Genomic DNA, 22226 nt, shown 5'->3' on the forward strand with positions numbered 1-22226 from the left:
ATGGAAAAGCAGCTTTATTTTGTATCACTTCTTCAAAACCGGTATCCAAACCTCACTTTTAAAGTTTGGAGAGGATGTATCTTTCTGTTCATTCCACAATATTTCCGGTCCCTCCGCTAGTTCGTAGTTGGAAGAAGGAAACCATTCGGAATAAATGCGTCCCCATACATTTTGTAATGTTTCAGGAAATGGACCGACAGCTTCAAAGATAGCCCACGTTGAAGCAGCAACTTCAAGTTGCGCGAATTGCGCTGGACAATCTTTCGTTGTGGCTACTCCAATGTAGTGATCAAGTTCACCTTTTTCCTCCATTCTTCCTTCAGAAAAGTTAGTAGAAGCACTAATGATTCCATTCGGTTCTATGTTTGAAAGGGACTTTAATGTTTGAATGGACTCTGGATTTAAACTTTTCCACATAGAAGCAATTTCTTCATTTACGCCGTTAAATACAATCGGTACTCGTTTTGTAATACCAATAATTTGGAATGGTTCTTTTTCTTCAATTCGATAGTTCATTTCGTTTCCCCCTTGAATCGATAACTGGAAGGTCATTGGTGAATAAGCTTTCAAAGAACGGCTACTATTTCGGGCCTCTGAAGGTGTTATGCCATGCAAGTTCTGAAAGGCACGTGCAAAAGAATCCGGTGAGTTGTATCCATATTTTATAGCGACATCAATGACTTTTGCATCGCTATCTTTTAGTTCAAAAGCAGCAAGAGTAAGACGTCTACAGCGAATATATTCTGATAGTGATATGCCAGCTAGAAAAGAAAACATTCTTTTGAAATGATATTCAGAGCAGTAAGCTATTTTTGCGACTTCTTTAAAATCAATTTCATCTGTTAAGTTGTTTTCAATATACTGCATTGCCGCATTCATGTTTCTAAGTGAATCCATATAATGACCTCCTTGTTAAATAGAATAGCAGGAACAAACTAAGTCCATCCGACATTTCATGCACAACTTTGTAGGGTCCATTTTTAACCTTACAAAATTGTAATGTTCCTGTAAGGAGAATGAATGGATGGTATGATATCCCAATGTTATAGTAACAAAGTACTTTCGTTCAGTAGGTTAAATTTTTATATCTTTACTTATGCGTCTTACATAACTGTCATGTTTGTGTAAGAAACATCGATAGTGGCAAGAGTAGAGAGTGTATATAGTTGAAAATAGAGAATAGAAGAAATGAGGGATGTCGAGATGAAAACAGTGTTAGAAGCAAAAAATATTGAAAAAGTGTATGACACGGGTGGGAATAAATTTGCGGCGTTAAAAGGCATTAACTTACAAGTAAAAGAAGGTGAGTTCGTTGGAATTATGGGACCTTCTGGTTCGGGTAAGACGACTTTATTAAACGTTCTTTCTACAATTGATAATGCGACGAACGGTGAAATTTTAATTGATGGAAAAGATATTGTAAAGATGAACGATGATAAGCTAGCGTTATTCCGCCGTGATCATTTAGGATTCATTTTCCAAGATTATAATTTATTAGATACGTTAACGGTGAAAGAGAACATTGCGTTACCTCTTGCGTTATCAAAGGTGAAAGCGAGTGAGATTGATCGCCGCGTTCTTGAAATCTCAAAGAAATTCGGTATTGATCATATTTTAAGTCAGTTCCCATATCAAGTGTCGGGCGGACAGAAGCAGCGCTGCGCAGCATCACGTGCGATCGTTACGAATCCAAGTATGATTTTCGGGGACGAGCCGACTGGAGCGCTTGATTCTAAATCAGCGACAGATTTACTTGAAAGCATGAAGTCGTTAAATGAATATGATAACTCTACAATTTTAATGGTAACGCACGATGCATTTGCGGCGAGTTACTGTAAACGAGTTATTTTCATTAAAGATGGTGAGTTATATAAAGAATTGCACCGCGGTGAATCAACACGTAAACAGTTCTTCCAAAAAGTCGTTGACGTAATGTCTTCTATCTCTGGAGGTATGGCTGATGACCTTATCTAGCATTGCCCTCCGCAACATACAGCGGAATTTTAAAGACTACTTTGTATATTTTGCATCTATGATCTTTAGCATCGTCATTTATTTTACATTTAAGGCGTTGCAGTATAATTCACAAATGGAAAAAGCTGCGGAAGCTTCTAAAAAAATTAGCGGAGCATTTCAAGTTTCAAGTGTTATGCTAATTATTTTCGTAGCGGTATTCATTATATATTCAAACGGTTTCTTTACAAGGAAGCGTAAAAAAGAAGTTGGACTATATTCCTTATTAGGTATTCGAAAAAGACAGATTGGTAAAATGCTCTTTTATGAAAATATGTTAATGGGGTTAATGTCTTTAATTATCGGAATTGCGATTGGTAGTGTCCTTTCGAAATTATTCCTTGAACTGCTAGTAAGCATGATGGGATTAAATTTAAATGTTCATTTTGAAGTACCGATGGCTGCAATTGTTGATACAGCACTTATTTTCTTTGTGATTATTTTGTATACATCACTTCAAGGATATCGTTTAATTTATCGATTTAAGCTAATTGAACTTTTCAGGGCAGAACGCGAAGGAGAAGCAATGCCAAAAGGATCAGTAGTCATGGCGTTAATTTCAGTTTTCTTAATCGGTTCAGGTTATTTCTTAGCGTTAATGTACGTGAAGGCACTGCAGTATGCTGACTTTATGGTGGTCGCACTTTACATTTTACTGGCAACAGTATTAGGTACGTACTTACTATTTATGTTCTTTACAGTATTCGTATTAAAGCGTGCAAGAAATAATAAATCATCGTTTTATAACGGCATGAATATGGTAACAACATCACAGTTACTATACCGTATTAAAGGAAATGCAAAGTCACTTGCGACAATTTCTATTTTAAGCGCGGTAACATTAACTGCGGTCGGTACGTCAGTTACGATGTATTACAACACATTTACGCAATCAAAAGCAGTCGCACCTTATAGTTACTCTTATGAGAAAAAAGATGCAGAGCTTGATAAGAAAGTAAATGCCATTTTTGCAGAAGAGAAGCAAGATCATCCAATCAAAGATCAATTTGAAATTGAGACAGTTCCTGTAAAAGGGAAGTTTGAAGGAGACAAAGTTGATTTCATTCTGAATATGAACTATAGGATTTCAGAGAAGTATCAGTTTATGTCTCAGTCAGAATTTAACAAGCTTGCTAAAAAAATTGATGCGGAAACAGTGAATGTAGCTGCTGGTGAAGCATTTATATACGATAGCTCCTATATTGAAGGGCATGAGTTTAGTCCACAATATAAAGGGAACAAAGCGGTATTCCAAATTGGAAACGAAACGAAGCAATTAAAAATCCAAGGTGCAAATGATGTTGCGGTTACCAATCTAGGTGAATTAGTTGTTGTCGTTTCAGATGAAATGTATGAGCAAGCGAAGCAAGCATTTGGAACACGCGTTGTAAAAAATATTGATGTAAAAGATGAAAAAGACAGTAAAGTGTTAACAGAAAAGTTAACAAAAGTGATGCCAGCTGGTGAATCAGAAATGGTACCATCGTTTAGAGATTTCTATACTGGTTTCCATATGGGGCTTGAAGGAACAGGGTTAATGATGTTTATTGGAATGTTCTTAGGTCTTGTATTCTTATTAGCAACAGGTTCTATCATTTACTTCAAGCAATTAACGGAAGCGAATGCTGACCGTGAGCGTTACGTTGTACTTCGTAAAGTTGGTGTAACGAAACAAGAGATGAAAAAAGCTATTGCAAAACAAGTAAGCTTTATCTTTGCGATTCCGTTAGTAATTGGAATCTTGCACAGCTTATTCGCACTAAAAGGTTTAGCGAACTTACTACCATTCGAAATTATGATCCCGCTCCTAATTAGTATCGGAGTATATGGCGTTATTTATATCGGATATTACTTCATAACAGTTCGTTCTTATTATAAGATTGTGAGTGCGAAATAATAAGTGAAAATAAGAAAGCCATTTACCTAATTTTTTATGAGGTGAATGGCTTTTTTTCGTTCTAAATACTACCGCGCATCGATTATGTCGATGAAACTAAAAGTATGTTTTCTGTCAAAGGCATCTATGCATAGTAAAGAACGTTTCAAAGGATTTAATTCAATTACAGTCATATAACTAGTAGGGAAATAACGATCTTTATAATAAGTGATCAATATTTCTTTTTCTGAAATGTAAGAGCGTAATAAAGTATCTTCAATTCTGTCTCTATCATCATATGGTGATACTTTTTGCGATTCTTTCATGTCAGGCGATTTTGATATTTTTGTACTACTCATGCTTTCTATTCTCCTAACAGTATATTTTCTATATAGGAAGGTTCATCACTATGGAAGTAGCTGTGTTATAGAACGAAGCAAGTATGGATGATTGGGAGCCGGATTTACTTAGTACTAAAAAATTATCAAATTCACTAATGTATTTATAGTAATTATTTGTCATTCTTGTACTTTTTTGAATGGGATTAAAATTTTATTAAGGGGAATTTAGATGAAGGTGAGATAGTATGACAACTATTTCACCCCTTATTAAGAAATCATTTCTATATAACAGTATGCTTTTCCCTATATTGTCTAGGAGTCATACTAGTAATTTTTTTGAAGACTCTTGTGAAATAACTTTGATCATTAAAATTAAGCCAGGTACAAATATCTGATAATGGATAGGTCGTTAATGTTAATAATTTTTTTGCTTCTTCTACTCGTTCTCTCTGAATGTATTCAATTAAAGGAATTCCTACTTCTTTTTTAAACAGTTTTGATAAATAGGTAGGGGAAATATGTAAAAGATTAGCAAGTTCATTCAGAGATATTTCATCGTAAATATGTTTGTGAATATGATTGAGGCACGTAGTAATGGAATTAGAATATGCTTGATTATTATATTCTTTTACACGTTCTGCAAAAGTACATAACGCATCTTCAATTAACCTATTTACGGAATACATGTTATCTAACTTTTCAATCGTTTGTATATATAAAGTACCGAGTGAAAAAGCGATATGTGATGGAAGATTACCGTCTATCGCATATCGAATAGCTAGCGTAATGGCGATAATGCCATTATTTTTTTGATTTCTAAGTTGATCTCCTTTAGATGAAATTGCCGCATCTTCTTGTGGATATGAATACGCATATTGTATGACTTTTTCTTTATTTCCTTCTTTAATAGCTGAAAAAAATTTACGTTCCAATGATATATCATAATTTTGCGGGTCATGCCGGCGACGTTTTGAAATGTATAGATCAGGATTTACGATTTTATAAGAAACGTCTTCTAGTAATTTATTCTTTTTCCAAACAGTATCGTGATCTAATTTTTCATTAAAAATGACGTAATGTAACCAAATACTTATATCAATTAGCGTACTTTTTTTAATCTCGGGTAGAAATTGATAGTAGTCTACTCCTTGTTGCATTTTATTATTACAGTTGAAATATTTCATAAGTTTAATAGCCATTTCATCTGATACTTTTGGATAGGTAGTCGGGCCGATTATAAGTGTTCCTTTTATATGTTCATGATTTGTTATATGGATGCTAATGAAATTCTCAAGATACTTATTCCCTTTGAAAACTGGAAAATTATAAGGAGCGTTTTCTTGATAAATTTCATTAAGATGTTCTTCTTTAGAAGAATAAAACGGACTACCAGTCGTATGAGAAGTAGATTCATATACAATTTTTTTATCCGTAGATAGAAATTGAACAGGAACATGAAACGTTCTATGTACAAGATCACATAAGTGTTGTAGGTCGATAGAATTATTCATTATTTTCTCCTTTTAAATAGTTTTGAAATACTACATATTAATTAAATCTACATTTGTTTTTTTATAAAATATAAATTTCTTATAGTTTGAATTTTTTTAATGACATGAAAGGTGATGTACAGATTAATCTTCGTAGATGTTGTATGAAAATAGACGTAGTGATGGTATCTTACATAAAAGTCCTTTTTATATCTATTATACCAAATTAATAAATATAAAAGAGGTATTTATATATGGAATAAGAAATGTTTCATTCTTCATAAAATCTTAAGAAATCTCCTCAATTTTTGTTAAGAAACGATAGTTATACTTAGAAACAAGTTAAAAACTATTGAACGAATGGGGAGAGGGTTACATGCAACTCATAACATTCTTACATGAATTTATTAAGCATCCGAAACATACTGGTGCAATTGCGCCAAGTTCAAAAATATTAGCAAAGAAAATGGTAGATGTAATTGATTTTCATCGAGCGAAATGCATCGTAGAGTTAGGGCCTGGTACAGGTGTTTTTACGAAAGAAATTATGAAGAGAAAGAAGAAGGAAACAAAATTTCTTCTTATTGAAATTAATGAAGTGTTTTGCAAAGAGTTAAAGAGAAAGTTTAAAGATGAACCGAACGTCATTGTTGTACACGGTTCAGCTGAAAATATAAAGAAGTATATGGAAGAGTTCAATATAGAATGCGTTGATTACGTCTTATCTGGGTTGCCTTTTACCTCTTTACCAGAAGAAGTTTCAAAGCGTATTTTAAACAATGTAATGGAAGCGATACATGAGAACGGTGAATTTATTACATTTCAATATTCACTTGTGAAAAAAGGATTTATCCAGCATTTCTTCCCCGAAATTACGCTCGAAAAAGTGTGGCTCAATTTCCCGCCAGCGTACATCTTTAGCTGTAAAAAAGACCTAAGGAGAGCGTATGCCTAATGGAAGTACATGAATTATTATCCTATATTGAGCAGTACGGTTATTGGGCATTATTTTTCTGTCTATGGCTAGGGATTATCGGTATGCCAATTCCAGACGAAATGATCGTAATGAGTGGTGGTTTCGTATCGTCATTAGGGATATTAAGTATCATTCCAGCATTTTTATTAACCTATTTAGGTGTTGTATCGGGGCTATCATTAGGTTATATATTAGGGAAAATATTTGGTACGAAAGTACTGGATAAGTTAATGAAAAAGAAAAAAGCGAAATATCTTTTGAAATCTCAACAAATGGTAGAGAAGTATGGTCATTATGCGTTAGTCACAAGTTACTTCATACCAGTTGTAAGACATATTGTACCGTATTTAGTGGGAATGAATAACATGTCTTTTAAGGTGTATGCTTTGTATTCCTATACGACAGGATTTGTTTGGACACTCGTTTACTTTGTACTCGGTTCTTTATTTGGACAACATATTGAAAGTATTGTAGCAGTTGCGATAGAGTATGGCGTATATTTTGGTGGGCTTGTTTTTGTTGTTGCGGGAGGCGCATATTTGTACAAGCAAAGAAGAAGTATAGTGATGAGTAAGTAAATAGAATGAAGTTTTACATTTAGGGAGAGTTATTTTGTAAAATAACTCTCCCTTTTAATGTAATAGTTCCTCATTACTTATATTAGGTGTTGTCTGAAATATAGTTATATAAATTGTTAATATGGTTGTATTAATTAAATTAGCTAATACAGTCATATAATCACTTGATGGAGTGATAAGAACGAAGATTGAAAGTATGGCAGAGACAAGTGGAATAAACTTTTGTAGTGTAGTTAACTTTCCATTTTTATGAAGCTTCGAAGATTGAAAGAAGCAAAGTAAGAAAATAAAGGATGTAAATACTAATCCTAAATATCCCCATCCATCTTCAATATACCAAGGTAAAAAGCTCATTCTTGATGTGAAAATAAATAGATTTAATACTAACGTGCTAATGATTAGCGTGTTTAAAATGGTAATATTCTTCTGTTTTTTCATTTGAATTACACTCCGGAATTTTTTTAGACTTCTATTAGTGGACAATAAATCCCCACTAATTAAAGTTTCACTTTACTGAGATGCTTTTGCCATTTCCATCAATCTTTGTTCAATTTCATCCAAATCGAATGAATGGCATATTCTGCGATCTTCTTTATCTAAAATTCGATAGTGTTGAGATAAAATATTTTGTTGTATTTGATAACCGTTTAATTCTTTTATTTGTCGCCACCATACTTTTCCGCCTAAAGTTTTCGGGAAGTTCGTATTGTAATGTGTAAAAGCGATTGTTTTTATAATTTCATTCACATCATCCCCAAAGGTCATTTGGACTGTATCACACTGTTCGAAGAGTGTTACGACACAAACTGCACCTGACCATGTTAGCGTGCGTCTTCCTTTTTCAATTTCTACTAATGTTTTCTTTGATAAACCGATAATTTCTGACATTTTATCTTGTGATAGATTACTTTCAACACGGATGAGTTTTAGTTTTGAATTAACGAGTTCAATAAATTCTTGTTTATCCATTATGCAGCTCCTTTTTCTTTATAGTGTAAAATTACACTAAAGGTGTAATTTTGTCAATCTTAGTATGGAGAGTTCTTTTGTTTGTTTTTTGAGCTTTCTAATTAATATTTCACTTTTAGTTTAAGAAAATGTTAAGAAACCGTACGAGTTTTTATTAAGAAATACGCTCTATACTTAGAAACATCTTAAAGAAAACATAATGAAAGGCGGAATATAGATGAAAAGATTTATTTTTGGATCATTACTTGTTATTGTCGCAGGAGCGGCATATTTATTAAATGGGAGTACTGCAATTGATAGAATGAATCCATTTCTGAATTTAGAATATCGTTACGCAATTATTGATACAGATGGAAAAGAGTTAGGTGGAGATAAAGGTTTTGAATACACAGTTAAAACTTATGATGAGAAGGGAGAAGAGAAAGAAGTAACAATTGATGGAGTAGATAAATTACAAAAAGGCTCATACTGGCATGTCATTACGAAAGGTAAGTTTTTGCATGATAAAGTAGAAATAGAGGTAGATAAAATTCCTGATGGAGCGAAGGCGAAGTTAGGATTATAAAGATAAAACCGATTCTCAATGTGGGAATCGGTTTTATTATTTCATGGTAAAATATAGAAGGGGGGAGTGAGAATTATGCTACTCATCGTGAGCCTTATATTAATTGGGATTATGTGTAGTATGAGAATCGTATCTTTACATATGATAGAGCGAGAAAAGATAGAAGAGAGATATGTATATTGTCCAAAATGTGATGCGAAAATTAGAAGAGGAAATTCTGCTCCTTTTTGTTCGAAATGCAATGTACTATTTTAACTATAGTAAATCCAAAACCACTTTGTATGGTTTTGGGTTTTTCTTTTTAAGAAAATATTAAGAAACCCCGTGACTATTTGTTAAGAAAATCTATTTATACTGAGTTCTGTTGCTTAACGAGAACATCAAGAATTATAACAGGAGGTTTAAATAGATGAAAACAATGTTAGAAGCGAAAGGGATTTCGAAAATATATAAGACAGGCAGTAATACATTTGAAGCGTTGAAAGATATTCATTTACAGGTAACAGAGGGAGAGTTTGTCGGTATTATGGGGCCGTCTGGTTCTGGAAAAACGACGCTTTTGAATGTTCTTTCTACTATTGATACAACATCAAAGGGTGAAATTTTAATTGATGGAAAAGACATTGTGAAGATGAATGATGATGAACTAGCGTTATTCCGTCGTAATCATTTAGGGTTCATTTTTCAAGATTATAATTTATTAGATACGTTAACGGTGCGAGAAAATATTGCATTGCCACTTGCTCTATCAAAAGTGAAAGCGAAAGAAGTAGAATCTCGTGTTGAGACGATTGCGAAGAAGTTTGGAATTGATCATATTTTAAATCAATATCCATATGAAATATCAGGTGGACAAAAGCAGCGCTGCGCAGCATCAAGAGCGATTGTAACAAATCCAAGTATGATTTTTGGAGATGAGCCAACTGGTGCGCTTGATTCTAAGTCAGCGACAGATTTATTAGAAAGCATGAAATCATTAAATGAAAAAGATCGTGCAACGATTTTAATGGTAACGCACGATGCATTCGCTGCAAGTTATTGCAAGCGAGTTGTATTTATTAAAGATGGAGAATTATATAAAGAGTTATATCGCGGGGGGCTTACGCGAAAACAGTTCTTCCAACAAGTTGTTGACGTAATGTCTTCTATTTCTGGAGGTGCTATAAGTGAGCTTGTATAGTATCGCTCTTCGTAATATAAAACGAAATTTTAAAGATTATTTTATATACTTTGCTTCCATGATTTTTAGTATCGTAATTTATTTTACATTTAAATCATTGCAGTACAATTCACAAGTTGGAGAAGCTGGGGACCGGGTTAGTAATGGATTTCAACTTGCGAGTGTTATACTTATTATTTTTGTCGCGATATTTATTATATATTCAAATGGATTTTTTACACGAAAGCGTAAGAAAGAAATAGGACTTTATTCTTTACTAGGTATTCGAAAAAAAGAAATTGGTAAAATGTTGTTTTATGAAAATATGTTAATGGGTTTACTATCATTAGTAATTGGAATTGTGATTGGTAGTTTACTTTCAAAATCATTCCTTCAGTTATTAGTTAGCATGATGGAATTAGGTGTAAATGTTCATTTTGAAGTACCGATTGGAGCGGTTATTGATACAGCAGTTATTTTTTGTTTTATTATTCTTTATACATCTTTCAAAGGATATCGCGTTATTTATCGTTTTAAATTAATTGAATTATTCCGAGCGGACAATGAAGGCGAGAAGATGCCGAAGGGTTCAAAATTAGTAGCTATCATTTCTGTTTTATTAATGGGGATCGGCTACACTTTATCAATAACAGGACTTAAGCATGCGAATAACGATAACTTTATGCCGCTTGCTCTTTCAATTTTATTAGCAACAGTACTTGGTACGTATTTATTCTTTATGTTCTTTACTGTATTTGTATTAAAAAGAGTACGAAATAAAAAATCGAAGTTTTATAACGGAATGCAAATTGTTACGACATCTCAGTTACTATACCGTATTAAAGGAAATGCAAAATCATTAGCTACGATTGCAGTATTAAGTGCAGTAACATTAACAGCAGTTGGAACTTCTGTAACAACGTACTACAACGCATATATGCAGGCGAAGAAATATAAGCCAATTAGTTATTCGTACAAAAAAACTGACGCTCATGTAAATCGTAAAGTAGATGAGGTTTTAAAAGAGGAAAGTGCAAAGAACGAAGTGATTCATCAATATGAGCTAGAAACAGTAAAAGTAATCGGTGAATTTGGTGATGATGTTTCAAATAAAGATGCCTTAAACTCAAGAACGACTGAACTTATGGCACAATCATCATTTAATAAAATCGCAAAATATTTAAATGAAGAAACCGTGGATTTAAAGAAGGCAGAAGCGTATGCATTTGACGCAATGCATGGTGAGGGGAATAAAGATACTGGTGTATATAAAGGGAAGAAGGGAATATTTCCAATTGGTGAAGCCGAACCGATACAGGTAAAAGAAGTAAAAGCACGAAATATTACAAACTTATATGAACTTGTAGTTGTCGTTCCAGATAAAGTGTACGAACAGGCAAAAACGAAAGTTGGATCTCACACTGTACAAAACATTGATGTAAAAGATGAAAGAAATAGTAAAGTACTAACAGAGAAATTAAAACAAGTAATACCAAAAGAAGATGCAGAAGGACAAGGACAGTTCAGTGACTTCTATACTATTTTCCGAGAGGGTATTGAAATGTCAGGATTAATTATGTTTAGTGGTATTTTCTTAGGATTAGTATTTTTACTTGCGACGGGTTCAATCATTTACTTCAAACAATTAACAGAAGCTCATGCAGATCGTGAACGTTACATCGTTCTTCGAAAGCTTGGAGTAACGAAAAAAGAAATGAAAAAGGCAATCGCAAGGCAAATGAGATTTATCTTCTTCATTCCGTTAGTAGTTGGAATTTTACACAGTTTATTTGCGCTAAAAGGATTAGCGACAGTACTTCCGTATGAAATTGCAGTACCATTGTTAATCAGCATCGGTGTATATAGCTTTATTTATATTGGTTATTATTTCTTGACGGTTCGTTCTTATTTTCGGATTGTTAGTAAATAAAAAAGCGAAAGAGAACATTGTGAAAATGATGTTCTCTTTCGTATTTCTAGTCAAAATGAGTTGTGTATAACTAGGGTTTGATAAGGGGAATTTGAAACGGAAAAGAGATGGCAATACCATCTCTTTTCTGTTTCAATGTTCTACGCTATTATCTATTTTCTTTCGATTCACATATAGGAAATGCATCTTGTAGATAAGGAGAAAGATAATCCTTTATTTTAATATTTGAAGTGGAGAAAAGTAGGAGTTAGAGCTTTTGTAATAAACGCTCGCTACTATTCATATCATTTTTGCATAATGGACATTTTGGCTCTTCTTCTAATGAAAAATTTTTACGCATCCACCCAAGGCAGTGTTCTGCTGTGCATTCCCATACAGCTATCGCTTCGGGATCTTCTACAGGCTTATCATTTTTTCTCCAATACATGTGATCGCTCCTCTAAAGTGAAAAGTTTTTTTGAAAAAATAAAAAGGTTGTTAACGTTTTTTGTTAACAACCTTTTACTTGTTAATTATACTGTATTTTTCGCAAAAATGCGAAGTTTAGTAATTATTAAAGTATAATGAAGTATTGATTACACAACCGCAGGATTATAAATCATCGTAAAGTGTCCTTGTAATAATTCAATTTGACAAGGTGTATGAAGCGAGCTTTCTCCATCTGTATCTACTTCTTTTTCTTCTTCTGTTTCAATATGAATGGATTTCGCTTTTACGTGGAAGATGTCATTTTCATTTGAGTCTTCAAATAGTTTCTTTCCGATATAATCTTTAAACGCTTGAATGCCTGTTGATTTTACGACGAAAATATCAAGTGTTCCGTCGTCGCATTTTACGTTTGGGATAAAGGACGGGATCCCGCCAAGATATTCACCGTTTCCAACCATAACAAGGACGGCTTCATCTTCGTATACTTGTCCGTCGTATGTGATTTTTACTGGGAATGTTTCAGCATTTTTGACAGTTCGAATGGTGCTTAAGTAGTAACCAATTTTACCAAGCTTTGCTTTCTCTTCTGCATCAATATTGTTTGATACTTCAGAGACAAGTCCAATCCCCCAGAAGTTTAAGAAGTGTTGTTCGTTTGCTTTTGCGACGTCAACTGGTTTTACATGTCCTTGTGTAATAAGTTTTGCAGCTTCTGCAATGTTTTGCGGAACGCCGAGTGTGCGGGAGAAGTCGTTGCAAGTTCCGCCTGGAATGATTGCAAGTGTAGGTCTAGTTTCAAGAGGTGCTAAGCCATTTGTGCATTCAAATACAGTGCCATCACCACCAAAGACGATAATTAAATCTACTTTACTAGCAAACTCTTGGCAATATTTTGTTGCATCGCCTTGCTCTTTCGTATGAAGGATATGTAAGTCAGGAAAGGCTGCCGCAAGAGGTGGTACGATTTTCGTTAAGTTCGTATGTAAATCACCTTGTCCTGCTTTTGGATTTACGATGAGGAGTACTTTTTCAAATTTTGTTTTTGTCATTATTGTTCTCTCCCTTTGTCTTTTAAGAATCGTGATAGAAAATAAACTTCCACCAGTAATTGATGGAAGTTTATTCTATTATATTATTCCGTTACAACTGAAGCGATAAATGGTAAGTTACGATATTTTTCAGCGCAGTCAATACCGTAGCCAACGATAAATTCGTCTGGAATTTGGAAGCCAACATATTCAGCTTTTAAGTCCACTTTACGTCGCTCAGGTTTATCAAGTAACGTACAGAATTTCAATGCTTTCGGTTTATGCATAAAGAAGTGATCTTTTAAGAAGTGAAGTGTTAAACCAGAATCGATAATATCTTCTACGACAATTACGTTTTTTCCAGTAATGTTTACATCGATATCTTTTAATAGTTTTACTTTTCCAGTTGTTTCTGTTTGATTTCCGTAGCTAGATGCAGAAATAAAGTCGATTGTTACATCATTTTTAATGTGACGAATTAAATCAGCAGCGAATACGAAAGATCCTTTTAATACAGCGATTACTACAATTTCTTCTCCTTCAAAATCATTTTCGATTTGAAGTGCTAGTTCTTTTACTTTTTCTTGTAATTGTTGTTCAGAAATTAAAGTGTCTTTTATTTCAATATTCATTGGAGTCCTCCTACAGTGTAAAACTTGTGAACATTTCGACTGTAAAGGATAGAAAGGAAAAAGTCAAAGAAGATATAAGTTTTTTACAGAAATCCCCACAAAATAGTCAGATGATATGATATACTGATTATATTAAGAAAACGCTTCCATAAAGGGTGATTATGATGAAAAAGAAAGAGTATACTAGTGCAACATTTATAAAAGCATTACTTTTAACAATTGTTCTTGGTAGTTTGGCTTACATAATTGATGTACCAGCGATTCGGATTTCACTAATTGGAATGACTTTAGTATTAGGCGCAATTTCCCACGGTATGATGTCACAGTTGCAAGAAGCTGGAATCGATCATATGAAAGATCATATAGATGAGAAATGAGAAACCTTCACGTATAGAGAGTGAAGGTTTTTTCATTTCTTACAAAAGTGTAAGGTAGTTGTAAGGCAAATCGATAGTTGCTTAGTAGTGTTTTGGATAAACTATAGGTGTAAGGTAAAAGGCAAGCATATTTTAGGTAAATTAAGTTTTAGGCACTCTATATGTGAAAAAGGAGTAGGAGGGCATGGAGAAACGTTGGACGACCTTTTCTTTTTTAGCAACTAGCAACACCGTAATGCTAGCTGGCGAAATGGATTTTTTGCACTTGTTTGATCGAGAAGACGATCATTCTTCTTCTAAATTTACAATGAAATGGAATAAATGGAGCGAAAGTTGTAGGTTTGAAGAAGAGACCCCTAACGAAGAGCAAAAGATTATTTTGACAAACCCTATTAAAGCGTGGGTTGTTCAACGTCGTAAGTGTAACGTCAAAAATCACTTAAAGAAAACTGAGCCGAGACAATTAGTTATCGCTCCAGCCCGTTCTACTCCTAAATCATGCGAAAGTAACATGTAAATATTGAGACACACACCCGAAAAAACATCGTTATATATTGCGATGTTTTTTTATTTTTCTACAATGAAATCTTTAAATGAAATATATTTCATCTGCATCTTATATTTATATCTCTTGTTTATTCTAGTGATACATCCGATGCGAAGTGATGTAAAACGTATAAAAGGAGAGAAATAAAATGAAAAAGAAACTATTACCAATCTGTGCAATGGCACTTTTAACAGTAGGATATTCTTCAGTAGCGAGCGCCGATACTGGAACAGTAACGAAGGAAGAAGCGGCGCAACTGCAGCAAGATAAAGCGAAAAAAGAAGCAGCGATTAAAGAACAGCAAAAAAGTGAAGAAGAGAAAAAGAGACTATCACAAGAACAGTTGAAAAATGATATGGAAAAAAAAGAAGCAACACAAGTACAACAAAAAAATAGTGCAACTAAAAAAGAAGTAGCAAAGCCAGTTGTACAAGGTGAGAAATTACCGAACACAGCATCCAATAATGTAGCAATGATGGGCCTAAGTGCATGTCTTGTAGGGATAGGAACATTATTTGGTTTGAATCGTCGCAATAAAGTTAAGGCGTAAATAAAATATTGTCCTATAAAGAATGGAATAATTTCATATATTAAAAATGGTAGGTTATTCCTACCATTTTTGGCATGGAGGGATGAAACATGAAGTTACTTAATTATATCGGTATCATATTGATGGTCATAGGGCTATTCATGGGATCATATTACGCTATGGAATGGTATAAAGGAAAAAGCTCTGCTCAACAATTAACGAAAGAAGAATTAAAGAGACTTGAAAATATACAACATAATCAACTTTCTTACGAAACACCTGTAAATTCCCAAGTGCCAGCTTCCCAAACAGAACATAAAGCAGGAGAAAAGGTTGCACTGTTAAATATACCGAAAATAAAGAAGAAGTTTTCTATATATTGGGGAGCGGATGAGACAACGCTGAAAAAAGGAGTTGGAATGTTCGTTAGTGATTTAACGACGACGCCATCTGGAGGGGGACATACTGTATTAAGTGGACATAGGGATACTGTATTTACAGATTTAGGAGAGTTAAAAGAAAAAGACACTCTTGTTTTAGAGTATGATAATAAAACTTACACATACGAAATTCAAAAGATATGGATTACCCATGCGGATGATCGTACTGTTATTATAAAAAAAGAAGAACCGATATTAACACTGACGACTTGCTATCCATTTAATTATATAGGGGATGCACCAGATAGATATATTATCGAGGCGAAGTTAACTGCTAGTTATTCAAAGTGAAATTATGATTTCTAAAAGCGGGAGGAGGATACATAAGTTATGGCAAAAAATATTTTAATTGTAGAAGATGAAGATATATTACGTGAAATATTAAAAGATTATTTTTTAAGTGAGCAATATGTAGTGTTTGAAGCAAGAGATGGGAAGGAAGCTTTAGTTGTATTTGAGGAAGAAGAGGTTGATTTAGTTATTTTAGACATTATGTTGCCGGAACTTGATGGGTGGTCTGTTTGCCGAAGGATCCGTAAAACATCCGAGGTTCCTATTATTATGCTAACGGCGCGTGTAGATGAAGATGATACGTTACTTGGATTTGAACTTGGGGCAGATGACTATGTGACGAAGCCATATAGCCCACCAATTTTATTAGCAAGGGCGAAAAGATTGTTAGAGAGTAGAAAAGTGACAAAGCAACTTTTAGAGAATGAAGATGATACATTATCAATTCATGGTATCCATGTCCACTTTCCATCGCGTACTGTTACTGTAGATAAAACAGATATTAATTTAACACATACAGAATTTGAAATATTAGCGTATTTTATGAAAAATCAAGGGATTGTTTTAACGCGAGAGCAACTCATTTCAAGAATTTGGGGATATGAATTTGCTGGTGACGATCGAACTGTTAATAGCCATATTCGTAATTTAAGAAATAAATTAGGAGAGAAAGCAAAGTACATTACAACTGTAGTACGAACAGGTTATAAATTTGAGGGAAATGTATGAGAAAAGGGATTGTACTAAAATTATTTACCCTCACAACAGCATTATGCATGTTAATTTTAGCGACGATATTTATTGGACAAACGATATTTTTTAAACAATATTACGCGAATCGAAAAGTGGAAGATATTAAAGTTAACTTAAATTCCTTTGAGAAGAGTTATTTGAATTATGTAGGAAATACAGAAGAAATTAAGCGACTGGAGCAAGATTTTTTAAGAGAAAATAATACGTGGATTACGACATTAGACCAGAATGGGAATTTAAAACATGCTGATGATTTCTATTTTGAGGTAGCGATAGATCGTAGGCAACAAAAGAGTTTTGGACAACAAATATTCAAAATTCCTTTATACAATCTCATCAATATAGAGGAGATTGATAATAAATCATCAAATACATTTTTAGGACAAGAAATTTATTTTTCTGGCGTGAAAAAAGATGATAGTTATATTCCATTCTCTTTCACGTTAGGTAAGCAAAATTTAAGAGGATCCAATAAACCGTTAGAAAAAGCATTTCAGGAGAAAATGAAATTAGATGAGGAGAAAAAGAGAGCAGCCGAGGAACAACTTGCTAAGGAAAAGAAACCAGCTGTTCAGGAAGAATCTGCTCAGGAATTAGATGCTTACATAGTTGGGCGTGTTACGAAAGTTCAGCTTCCTGATGTAACAGGTCCTATAAATCCAATTTATAAAAATAGCATTTTCTTAGATAACATAAAAGAATTTCAAACTAATTTATTATTAAAAGAGAGCAAGCACATTCAATATGCAATACAAACAATGGATTATGAAAAAAATGATATAAAATATAAATTATTAGTGAAACCAATAACAGAAAGAGACGGATCAGTTACATATATATATGCGATGGCTTCTTTACAGCCTGTAGATGAAGCTGTACAAATGGTGCAAGATTACTACATCTACATCATTGCATTTGTACTCGTTCTCATTTTTCTAGCTTCGTTTTATTACTCTAAACAAATTGCAAAGCCGTTATTAAAAATAAATGATACAACGAAAAAAATAGCGCATTTAGATTTCACAGAACAAATACCGATTACTTCAAAAGATGAAATTGGTGATTTATCGAAAAATATTAATGCATTATCCACTAAGCTCCATTCGCATATTGGACAGCTAGAACAAGATATTGAAAAGGAAAGAAAGTTAGAAAATACGCGGAAAGAATTCATTTCTGGTGTTTCGCATGAATTAAAAACACCGCTGAGTATTATGAAAAGCTGTATTTCTATTTTAAAAGATGGAGTAGCTGAGCATAAAAAGGAATACTATTTTCAGGCGATGGAACGAGAAGTAGATAAAATGGATACGTTAATTTTGGATATGCTGGAGTTAGCTAAATTTGAGTCAGGTACATATAAAATGAAGAAGGGACCATTTTATATTGATGCTGTAATTGAAGATATATGTGAACATCTTTCTGTGGAAATAGAGAAAAAAGAACTGCATGTGCATAAAAATATATGTTCATTTGAAGTAGTTGCAAATCAAGGCCGGATTGAACAAGTCATCGTGAACTTCATTACGAATGCGATACGTTACACACCCAATAAAGAAGATATTATGATTTCTACAATAGATGAGAAGGATCGTATAAAAGTGTGTATTGAAAATAAAGGTACGCACATTGAAGAAGAGCAATTAGATAAAATTTGGGATCGTTTTTATCGCGTGGATGCAGCTCGTCAGCGTTCACAAGGTGGAACGGGTCTTGGGCTAGCTATTTCTAAAAATATTTTGGAGCTACACGAAGCTGAATATGGAGTAAAGAATACAGAAGACGGTGTATTATTTTACTTCTACTTACCGAAAAAAGCGTAGATGGTACATGCTACGCTTTTTTTAATTTATTTTCATATTATCTTTACCTAATCTTTATTTTTAAACAGTATACTTTGGATAGAAAATGAGGTTATGTAAGGAGTCGATGAACCGTGCATAGCAATTGGCTAAGTATAATGGTATTTATTTTCTTTTGTGCATTTATTGTATTTTTAATTGATATTACGATATGAAAAAAAGAGCGCTCATTAAGCGCTCTTTTTCTTCGAATTCAGTTGAAAAGCATTGATGCTCTTGAATAAACGTGGTGAAGTAAGAAATAAAAATATAAGTAAAACGGTACATAGAATATAGGAACCAATCATTGTGCTACCGTTTACGATTAATGAGTATAGAACAGCTGATTGACCTTTCGGTGCATATTGCCCCCAGAAAATAATACCGGCAATAAAATGACAGAAATAGCGAGCAAAGCTACCAACAAATGTAGCGAGAATAATGTAACCAATAACTTTCTTTCCTTCGTTTTGTTTTGATGAAGGTTTGTCTTTACGGCTACCTAAACTGGACTGTTCTAAGTTATTTTCATTAGACGTTAAAAGTGCTTTTTGAATGGGACGATAGAATAAACCAGCAAATCCAATGAATGCGAAAGCAACGAAGTATTCAATTAGTACTTGAATTGGTGTGACGATAATGGCATCGCCTACGACAATTTGTAATAATCCCCAAATTAAGCCTCCTAAGAAAGCTGATTTAAAGCCCCAGCGGTAAGCGATAATAAAAATAGGAATCATAGCAAATGAAATGGAACCGCCTGTTGGAAGTTTGATTGATATTGGTAAAATGTCGATGACCAAGGCGAAGGCTGCAAGAATTGCAGATTCGATCATCGCTTGTAAATTGGTGTTACGCATGTTGTCTCCCCCTAAATCCAAGTTGTACAAAAAAGAATAGGTATCATAGGAGGATACGAAATACGTAAATAAAAAGAGGTATGTATTTCGGACGTTTGCACAATCCCTGCGTTAGCATTAACTAACAGGTTCGAAGGGTCGGAACGAAGTGTTCCCTCTCAGCGGCATGGCTCCCCCAGTGATAACGAGATTCTTTATTTGCTATTGTTTATTGTAAGCGAAATGGATGAGAATGGCAAACGAATACAGTATGACAATAATTGAAATAGAATTGTAGCGAAATGTTAATAAATATGAAGCAAAAGGGTATAGTACAAGAGAAATAGATTGTGCTATAATTTCTCTGAAAATAATTATCATTCTCTTCTGAGGGGGAAGGTTATGAGCTTAGTAGATATTAAAATTGGTGAGAAAGTGCTAGTAAAAAGTGTTCAGTCTTTAGATCATCTATTAAAGAGAAGATTGGCTGCTTTCGGTCTTTCTGAAGGAAGCGAACTTCGCATGAAGCAAAAGGCGATGTTCAAAGGTCCTTGTACATTGGAGTGTCGTGGACAGTTAATTAGTATTCGTCATTGTGACGCGAAAATGATAAAGGTGGAATTAGCGTGAATAAGGTAGCTTTGCTAGGGAATCCAAATACAGGGAAGACATCATTATTTAATGCACTTACTGGTTCTTATGAATATGTAGGAAACTGGAGCGGTGTAACAGTAGAAAAGAAGGTTGGTAAATTAAAAGATAAGCAAGGAACATTAATTGATTTACCAGGTGTTTATGATTTAAATCCAGTTTCGCGTGATGAAGGTGTTGTTACGAATTTTCTACTAACAGATGAATTTCATCACATGTTAAATATAGTGGATTCTTCGCAATTCGAGAGAAATATGCATTTAACGTTGCAATTACTTGAATTTGGAAAGCCAGTTTCAATTGGATTGAATATGGTCGATGTGGCAAAGCAACGAGGCATTGTAATTGATGTAAAACGATTATCAGAACTATTAGGTGTAACAGTCGTTCCTGTCGTTGCAAGAAGTGGAAAAGGCTGTGAAGAATTACTTGCTACTCTTAAAGAAAATGACAAAAACGAGAAAAAGCCATTCATTATTTCATATGGTGTACCAATGGATGAAGGAATTGGAGAGGTAATTTCTCTTTTAGAGAAAGCGGATTATAAGCATCCAAGATGGTTAGCTCTTCAATTTTTAAGCAATAACGACGTAGTAGAAAAGGAAATGAAAGCATTACCAATTTATAAGGAACTTGTAGCCATTCGATCTCGCTTAGAAGGAAAACTTGATTGTACGTTGGAAGAGCATATTTACAAAACTCGTGAAGCGTATATTGAAAAGTTAAAAACAAATGTTATGCAGCATGAGAAAGAAGGAAAAATTCCTTTTTCGGAAAAAATTGATAGATTAATTACACATAAAATTTTAGGACTTCCAATCTTTTTAGCAGTTATGTTTTTTATTTTTCAGGTTACGTTTACGTGGATTGGTACACCTTTATCGGATATGTTAGATGAGTTTTTTGGTGGCCAGCTTACGGATTGGGTGACGGCTGGACTTACAAGTATTGGAGCTTCTGATTTTATTCAAGCACTCGTTACAGAAGGTATTATTGCCGGTGTTGGTGCTGTATTAGTATTCGTTCCACAAATCTTTGCACTATTCTTTTTCATTTCATTATTAGAAGATTCAGGGTATATGGCGCGAATTGCAGTTGTTATGGATAGAATTATGGAGTTCTTCGGTTTAAACGGAAAAGCCTTCATTCCGATGATTATCGGTTTTGGATGTAATGTTCCAGGTATTATGGCAGCGAGAACGATTGAACAAGAAAAGGAACGTTTACTTACAGTTCTTGTAACACCGTTTATGTCGTGTTCAGCACGTTTGCCTGTATATGCACTGTTTGCGGGAGTATTCTTCCCTCAAAGTCAGGCAACTGTTGTGTTTTCTTTATATGTTGCAGGTATTGTTCTTGCATTATTAGTTACAAAAATTATGTCTCTTACCATTTTAAAAGCGGAAAAATCTATTTTCGTTATTGAACTGCCTCCTTACCGCGTGCCACAAGCGAAAACGTTATGGCTAAGCACGTGGGAAAAAGGGAAAGGATTTGTTCGTAAAGCAGGTACATTTATCTTCGGTGGTTCTGTTGTCATTTGGTTATTAAACTATGCAGGTCCATCAGGATTTGGTGTTGATATGGGAGACAGTTATTTAGCGATGATTGGTGGATTTATCGCACCACTATTTGCACCGCTCGGCTTTGGAACGTGGCAAGCTGCGGCATCCCTTTTAACAGGTTTTTTAGCGAAAGAAGTTGTCGTTTCTACAATGGCAATTATTTATGCGGTGAAAGAAGATGTGCTAGGAAATGTAATGGGAGCACATTATACGGCACTATCAGCATATGCATTTATGTTCTTTATTTTATTATATGTTCCGTGTTTAGCGACAGTAGCCGTTATTAAACGTGAAACAGGATCAGCGAAGTGGACGATTTTCTCTGTCGTGTATCCGCTCGTTGTTGCTTATGTATTAACGCTCATTATATACCAAGTTGGGTCCCTACTCGGATTCTAGAAGGAGAT

25 protein-coding genes and 1 riboswitch are annotated in these 22226 nt (G+C 34.0%); of the genes, 16 read left to right on the forward strand and 9 right to left on the reverse strand.

Going from position 1 to position 22226, the window contains the following annotated elements:
- Positions 1 to 24: 24 nt before the first annotated feature.
- Entirely contained in the window at positions 25 to 897 is an 873-nt protein-coding gene (locus AC3WTI_RS14625; RefSeq protein ID WP_097841553.1) for an AraC family transcriptional regulator, read from the reverse strand.
- Between the two features lie 306 nt (positions 898 to 1203).
- Between AC3WTI_RS14625 and AC3WTI_RS14630 the strand changes: the two genes are divergently transcribed.
- On the forward strand, positions 1204 to 1974 hold the full coding sequence (locus AC3WTI_RS14630; RefSeq protein ID WP_000859656.1) for an ABC transporter ATP-binding protein: 771 nt from the start codon (positions 1204 to 1206) through the stop codon (positions 1972 to 1974).
- Positions 1961 to 3910 (forward strand): ABC transporter permease, encoded by a 1950-nt coding sequence (locus tag AC3WTI_RS14635; protein ID WP_097841554.1) that lies wholly within the window; start codon positions 1961 to 1963, stop codon positions 3908 to 3910. Before AC3WTI_RS14630 ends, AC3WTI_RS14635 begins: the two co-directional genes overlap by 14 nt.
- 68 nt (positions 3911 to 3978) lie before the next feature.
- On the opposite strand, the gene AC3WTI_RS14640 is transcribed toward AC3WTI_RS14635, so the two are convergent.
- Together AC3WTI_RS14640 and AC3WTI_RS14645 are read right to left on the reverse strand one after the other, a co-directional pair.
- Entirely contained in the window at positions 3979 to 4248 is a 270-nt protein-coding gene (locus tag AC3WTI_RS14640) for a YolD-like family protein (protein WP_087958408.1), read from the reverse strand.
- A gap of 263 nt (positions 4249 to 4511) precedes the next feature.
- Positions 4512 to 5741: a helix-turn-helix domain-containing protein gene (locus AC3WTI_RS14645; RefSeq protein ID WP_087958409.1), complete on the reverse strand. Its 1230-nt coding sequence runs from the start codon at positions 5739 to 5741 to the stop codon at positions 4512 to 4514.
- A 355-nt stretch (positions 5742 to 6096) separates the two neighbouring features.
- Here AC3WTI_RS14645 and AC3WTI_RS14650 point away from each other — a divergent pair, with 355 nt between their 5' ends.
- Positions 6097 to 6675, forward strand: coding sequence for a class I SAM-dependent methyltransferase (locus AC3WTI_RS14650; RefSeq protein WP_087958410.1), 579 nt, complete (start codon positions 6097 to 6099; stop codon positions 6673 to 6675).
- On the forward strand, positions 6675 to 7274 hold the full coding sequence (locus AC3WTI_RS14655; protein WP_087958411.1) for a DedA family protein: 600 nt from the start codon (positions 6675 to 6677) through the stop codon (positions 7272 to 7274). The genes AC3WTI_RS14650 and AC3WTI_RS14655 overlap by 1 nt, the downstream gene beginning before the upstream one ends.
- A 54-nt stretch (positions 7275 to 7328) precedes the next feature.
- On the opposite strand, the gene AC3WTI_RS14660 is transcribed toward AC3WTI_RS14655, so the two are convergent.
- Positions 7329 to 7712: a hypothetical protein gene (locus tag AC3WTI_RS14660; protein WP_087958412.1), complete on the reverse strand. Its 384-nt coding sequence runs from the start codon at positions 7710 to 7712 to the stop codon at positions 7329 to 7331.
- A 72-nt stretch (positions 7713 to 7784) separates the two neighbouring features.
- The gene (locus AC3WTI_RS14665; RefSeq protein ID WP_087958413.1) at positions 7785 to 8243 is read right to left on the reverse strand and encodes a helix-turn-helix transcriptional regulator; all 459 of its coding nucleotides are present in this window, start codon (positions 8241 to 8243) and stop codon (positions 7785 to 7787) included.
- A gap of 217 nt (positions 8244 to 8460) precedes the next feature.
- Here AC3WTI_RS14665 and AC3WTI_RS14670 point away from each other — a divergent pair, with 217 nt between their 5' ends.
- The 4 genes from AC3WTI_RS14670 (at position 8461) to AC3WTI_RS14685 (ending at position 11897) form a co-directional block, all read left to right on the forward strand.
- Entirely contained in the window at positions 8461 to 8808 is a 348-nt protein-coding gene (locus AC3WTI_RS14670; RefSeq protein WP_087958414.1) for a YxeA family protein, read from the forward strand.
- Positions 8809 to 8883: 75 nt separating this feature from the next.
- Positions 8884 to 9063 (forward strand): hypothetical protein, encoded by a 180-nt coding sequence (locus AC3WTI_RS14675; RefSeq protein ID WP_087958415.1) that lies wholly within the window; start codon positions 8884 to 8886, stop codon positions 9061 to 9063.
- Between the two features lie 154 nt (positions 9064 to 9217).
- Positions 9218 to 9988, forward strand: coding sequence for an ABC transporter ATP-binding protein (locus AC3WTI_RS14680; RefSeq protein WP_087958416.1), 771 nt, complete (start codon positions 9218 to 9220; stop codon positions 9986 to 9988).
- On the forward strand, positions 9975 to 11897 hold the full coding sequence (locus AC3WTI_RS14685; RefSeq protein ID WP_087958417.1) for an ABC transporter permease: 1923 nt from the start codon (positions 9975 to 9977) through the stop codon (positions 11895 to 11897). The genes AC3WTI_RS14680 and AC3WTI_RS14685 overlap by 14 nt, the downstream gene beginning before the upstream one ends.
- Positions 11898 to 12144: 247 nt before the next feature.
- Here the strand turns inward: AC3WTI_RS14685 and AC3WTI_RS14690 are convergent, their stop codons facing one another.
- The 3 genes from AC3WTI_RS14690 to hpt all read right to left on the reverse strand — a co-directional run bounded on the left by AC3WTI_RS14690 (position 12145) and on the right by hpt (position 13986).
- Complete coding sequence (locus AC3WTI_RS14690) at positions 12145 to 12324, reverse strand: cold-inducible protein YdjO-related protein (RefSeq protein ID WP_087958418.1); 180 nt, start codon at positions 12322 to 12324, stop codon at positions 12145 to 12147.
- Positions 12325 to 12472: 148 nt separating this feature from the next.
- A complete protein-coding gene (locus tag AC3WTI_RS14695) occupies positions 12473 to 13375 on the reverse strand; it encodes a diacylglycerol/lipid kinase family protein (RefSeq protein WP_087958419.1) in 903 nt (300 codons plus the stop codon).
- 83 nt (positions 13376 to 13458) lie between these two features.
- A complete protein-coding gene (gene hpt / locus AC3WTI_RS14700; RefSeq protein WP_087958420.1) occupies positions 13459 to 13986 on the reverse strand; it encodes a hypoxanthine phosphoribosyltransferase in 528 nt (175 codons plus the stop codon).
- A 161-nt stretch (positions 13987 to 14147) separates the two neighbouring features.
- Between hpt and AC3WTI_RS14705 the strand changes: the two genes are divergently transcribed.
- The 6 genes from AC3WTI_RS14705 (at position 14148) to AC3WTI_RS14730 (ending at position 18746) form a co-directional block, all read left to right on the forward strand.
- Positions 14148 to 14363, forward strand: a complete 216-nt coding sequence (locus AC3WTI_RS14705; protein ID WP_142286657.1) for a hypothetical protein — start codon at positions 14148 to 14150, stop codon at positions 14361 to 14363.
- A gap of 184 nt (positions 14364 to 14547) precedes the next feature.
- Positions 14548 to 14880, forward strand: coding sequence for a hypothetical protein (locus AC3WTI_RS14710; RefSeq protein ID WP_097841555.1), 333 nt, complete (start codon positions 14548 to 14550; stop codon positions 14878 to 14880).
- A gap of 178 nt (positions 14881 to 15058) precedes the next feature.
- Positions 15059 to 15460, forward strand: a complete 402-nt coding sequence (locus AC3WTI_RS14715; RefSeq protein ID WP_087958423.1) for an LPXTG cell wall anchor domain-containing protein — start codon at positions 15059 to 15061, stop codon at positions 15458 to 15460.
- Positions 15461 to 15549: 89 nt separating this feature from the next.
- Positions 15550 to 16170, forward strand: a complete 621-nt coding sequence (gene srtD, locus AC3WTI_RS14720; protein WP_097841556.1) for a class D sortase, LPxTATN-specific — start codon at positions 15550 to 15552, stop codon at positions 16168 to 16170.
- A gap of 39 nt (positions 16171 to 16209) precedes the next feature.
- On the forward strand, positions 16210 to 16899 hold the full coding sequence (locus AC3WTI_RS14725; protein WP_001097099.1) for a response regulator transcription factor: 690 nt from the start codon (positions 16210 to 16212) through the stop codon (positions 16897 to 16899).
- The gene (locus AC3WTI_RS14730; RefSeq protein ID WP_097841557.1) at positions 16896 to 18746 is read left to right on the forward strand and encodes a sensor histidine kinase; all 1851 of its coding nucleotides are present in this window, start codon (positions 16896 to 16898) and stop codon (positions 18744 to 18746) included. Before AC3WTI_RS14725 ends, AC3WTI_RS14730 begins: the two co-directional genes overlap by 4 nt.
- Before the next feature lie 209 nt (positions 18747 to 18955).
- Here AC3WTI_RS14730 and thiT read toward each other — a convergent pair whose 3' ends face one another.
- The gene (gene thiT, locus AC3WTI_RS14735) at positions 18956 to 19624 is read right to left on the reverse strand and encodes an energy-coupled thiamine transporter ThiT (RefSeq protein ID WP_097841558.1); all 669 of its coding nucleotides are present in this window, start codon (positions 19622 to 19624) and stop codon (positions 18956 to 18958) included.
- A gap of 85 nt (positions 19625 to 19709) precedes the next feature.
- A riboswitch (TPP riboswitch) is annotated at positions 19710 to 19811 on the reverse strand.
- Between the two features lie 194 nt (positions 19812 to 20005).
- On the opposite strand from thiT, the gene AC3WTI_RS14740 reads away from it, so the two are divergent.
- A complete protein-coding gene (locus AC3WTI_RS14740; RefSeq protein WP_000060518.1) occupies positions 20006 to 20233 on the forward strand; it encodes a FeoA family protein in 228 nt (75 codons plus the stop codon).
- Entirely contained in the window at positions 20230 to 22218 is a 1989-nt protein-coding gene (gene feoB, locus AC3WTI_RS14745; protein WP_087958427.1) for a ferrous iron transport protein B, read from the forward strand. The genes AC3WTI_RS14740 and feoB overlap by 4 nt, the downstream gene beginning before the upstream one ends.
- Positions 22219 to 22226: the final 8 nt, after the last annotated feature.

This window comes from Bacillus sp. EB106-02-03-XG38, from assembly GCF_058792175.1.

Excerpts from the sequence above, each read along its gene's own strand:
- AC3WTI_RS14630 (WP_000859656.1), top strand. The coding sequence starts at position 1,204 with ATGAAAACAGTGTTAGAAGCAAAAAATATTGAAAAAGTGTATGACACG.
- AC3WTI_RS14705 (WP_142286657.1), top strand. The coding sequence starts at position 14,148 with ATGATGAAAAAGAAAGAGTATACTAGTGCAACATTTATAAAAGCATTA.
- AC3WTI_RS14655 (WP_087958411.1), top strand. The coding sequence starts at position 6,675 with ATGGAAGTACATGAATTATTATCCTATATTGAGCAGTACGGTTATTGG.
- AC3WTI_RS14650 (WP_087958410.1), top strand. The coding sequence starts at position 6,097 with ATGCAACTCATAACATTCTTACATGAATTTATTAAGCATCCGAAACAT.
- AC3WTI_RS14725 (WP_001097099.1), top strand. The coding sequence starts at position 16,210 with ATGGCAAAAAATATTTTAATTGTAGAAGATGAAGATATATTACGTGAA.
- AC3WTI_RS14675 (WP_087958415.1), top strand. The coding sequence starts at position 8,884 with ATGCTACTCATCGTGAGCCTTATATTAATTGGGATTATGTGTAGTATG.
- AC3WTI_RS14670 (WP_087958414.1), top strand. The coding sequence starts at position 8,461 with ATGAAAAGATTTATTTTTGGATCATTACTTGTTATTGTCGCAGGAGCG.
- srtD (WP_097841556.1), top strand. The coding sequence starts at position 15,550 with ATGAAGTTACTTAATTATATCGGTATCATATTGATGGTCATAGGGCTA.
- AC3WTI_RS14640 (WP_087958408.1), bottom strand. The coding sequence starts at position 4,248 with ATGAGTAGTACAAAAATATCAAAATCGCCTGACATGAAAGAATCGCAA.
- thiT (WP_097841558.1), bottom strand. The coding sequence starts at position 19,624 with ATGCGTAACACCAATTTACAAGCGATGATCGAATCTGCAATTCTTGCA.
- AC3WTI_RS14635 (WP_097841554.1), top strand. The coding sequence starts at position 1,961 with ATGACCTTATCTAGCATTGCCCTCCGCAACATACAGCGGAATTTTAAA.
- AC3WTI_RS14680 (WP_087958416.1), top strand. The coding sequence starts at position 9,218 with ATGAAAACAATGTTAGAAGCGAAAGGGATTTCGAAAATATATAAGACA.
- AC3WTI_RS14690 (WP_087958418.1), bottom strand. The coding sequence starts at position 12,324 with ATGTATTGGAGAAAAAATGATAAGCCTGTAGAAGATCCCGAAGCGATA.
- AC3WTI_RS14695 (WP_087958419.1), bottom strand. The coding sequence starts at position 13,375 with ATGACAAAAACAAAATTTGAAAAAGTACTCCTCATCGTAAATCCAAAA.
- AC3WTI_RS14730 (WP_097841557.1), top strand. The coding sequence starts at position 16,896 with ATGAGAAAAGGGATTGTACTAAAATTATTTACCCTCACAACAGCATTA.
- AC3WTI_RS14660 (WP_087958412.1), bottom strand. The coding sequence starts at position 7,712 with ATGAAAAAACAGAAGAATATTACCATTTTAAACACGCTAATCATTAGC.
- AC3WTI_RS14645 (WP_087958409.1), bottom strand. The coding sequence starts at position 5,741 with ATGAATAATTCTATCGACCTACAACACTTATGTGATCTTGTACATAGA.
- AC3WTI_RS14710 (WP_097841555.1), top strand. The coding sequence starts at position 14,548 with ATGGAGAAACGTTGGACGACCTTTTCTTTTTTAGCAACTAGCAACACC.
- hpt (WP_087958420.1), bottom strand. The coding sequence starts at position 13,986 with ATGAATATTGAAATAAAAGACACTTTAATTTCTGAACAACAATTACAA.
- AC3WTI_RS14665 (WP_087958413.1), bottom strand. The coding sequence starts at position 8,243 with ATGGATAAACAAGAATTTATTGAACTCGTTAATTCAAAACTAAAACTC.
- AC3WTI_RS14715 (WP_087958423.1), top strand. The coding sequence starts at position 15,059 with ATGAAAAAGAAACTATTACCAATCTGTGCAATGGCACTTTTAACAGTA.
- AC3WTI_RS14740 (WP_000060518.1), top strand. The coding sequence starts at position 20,006 with ATGAGCTTAGTAGATATTAAAATTGGTGAGAAAGTGCTAGTAAAAAGT.
- AC3WTI_RS14625 (WP_097841553.1), bottom strand. The coding sequence starts at position 897 with ATGGATTCACTTAGAAACATGAATGCGGCAATGCAGTATATTGAAAAC.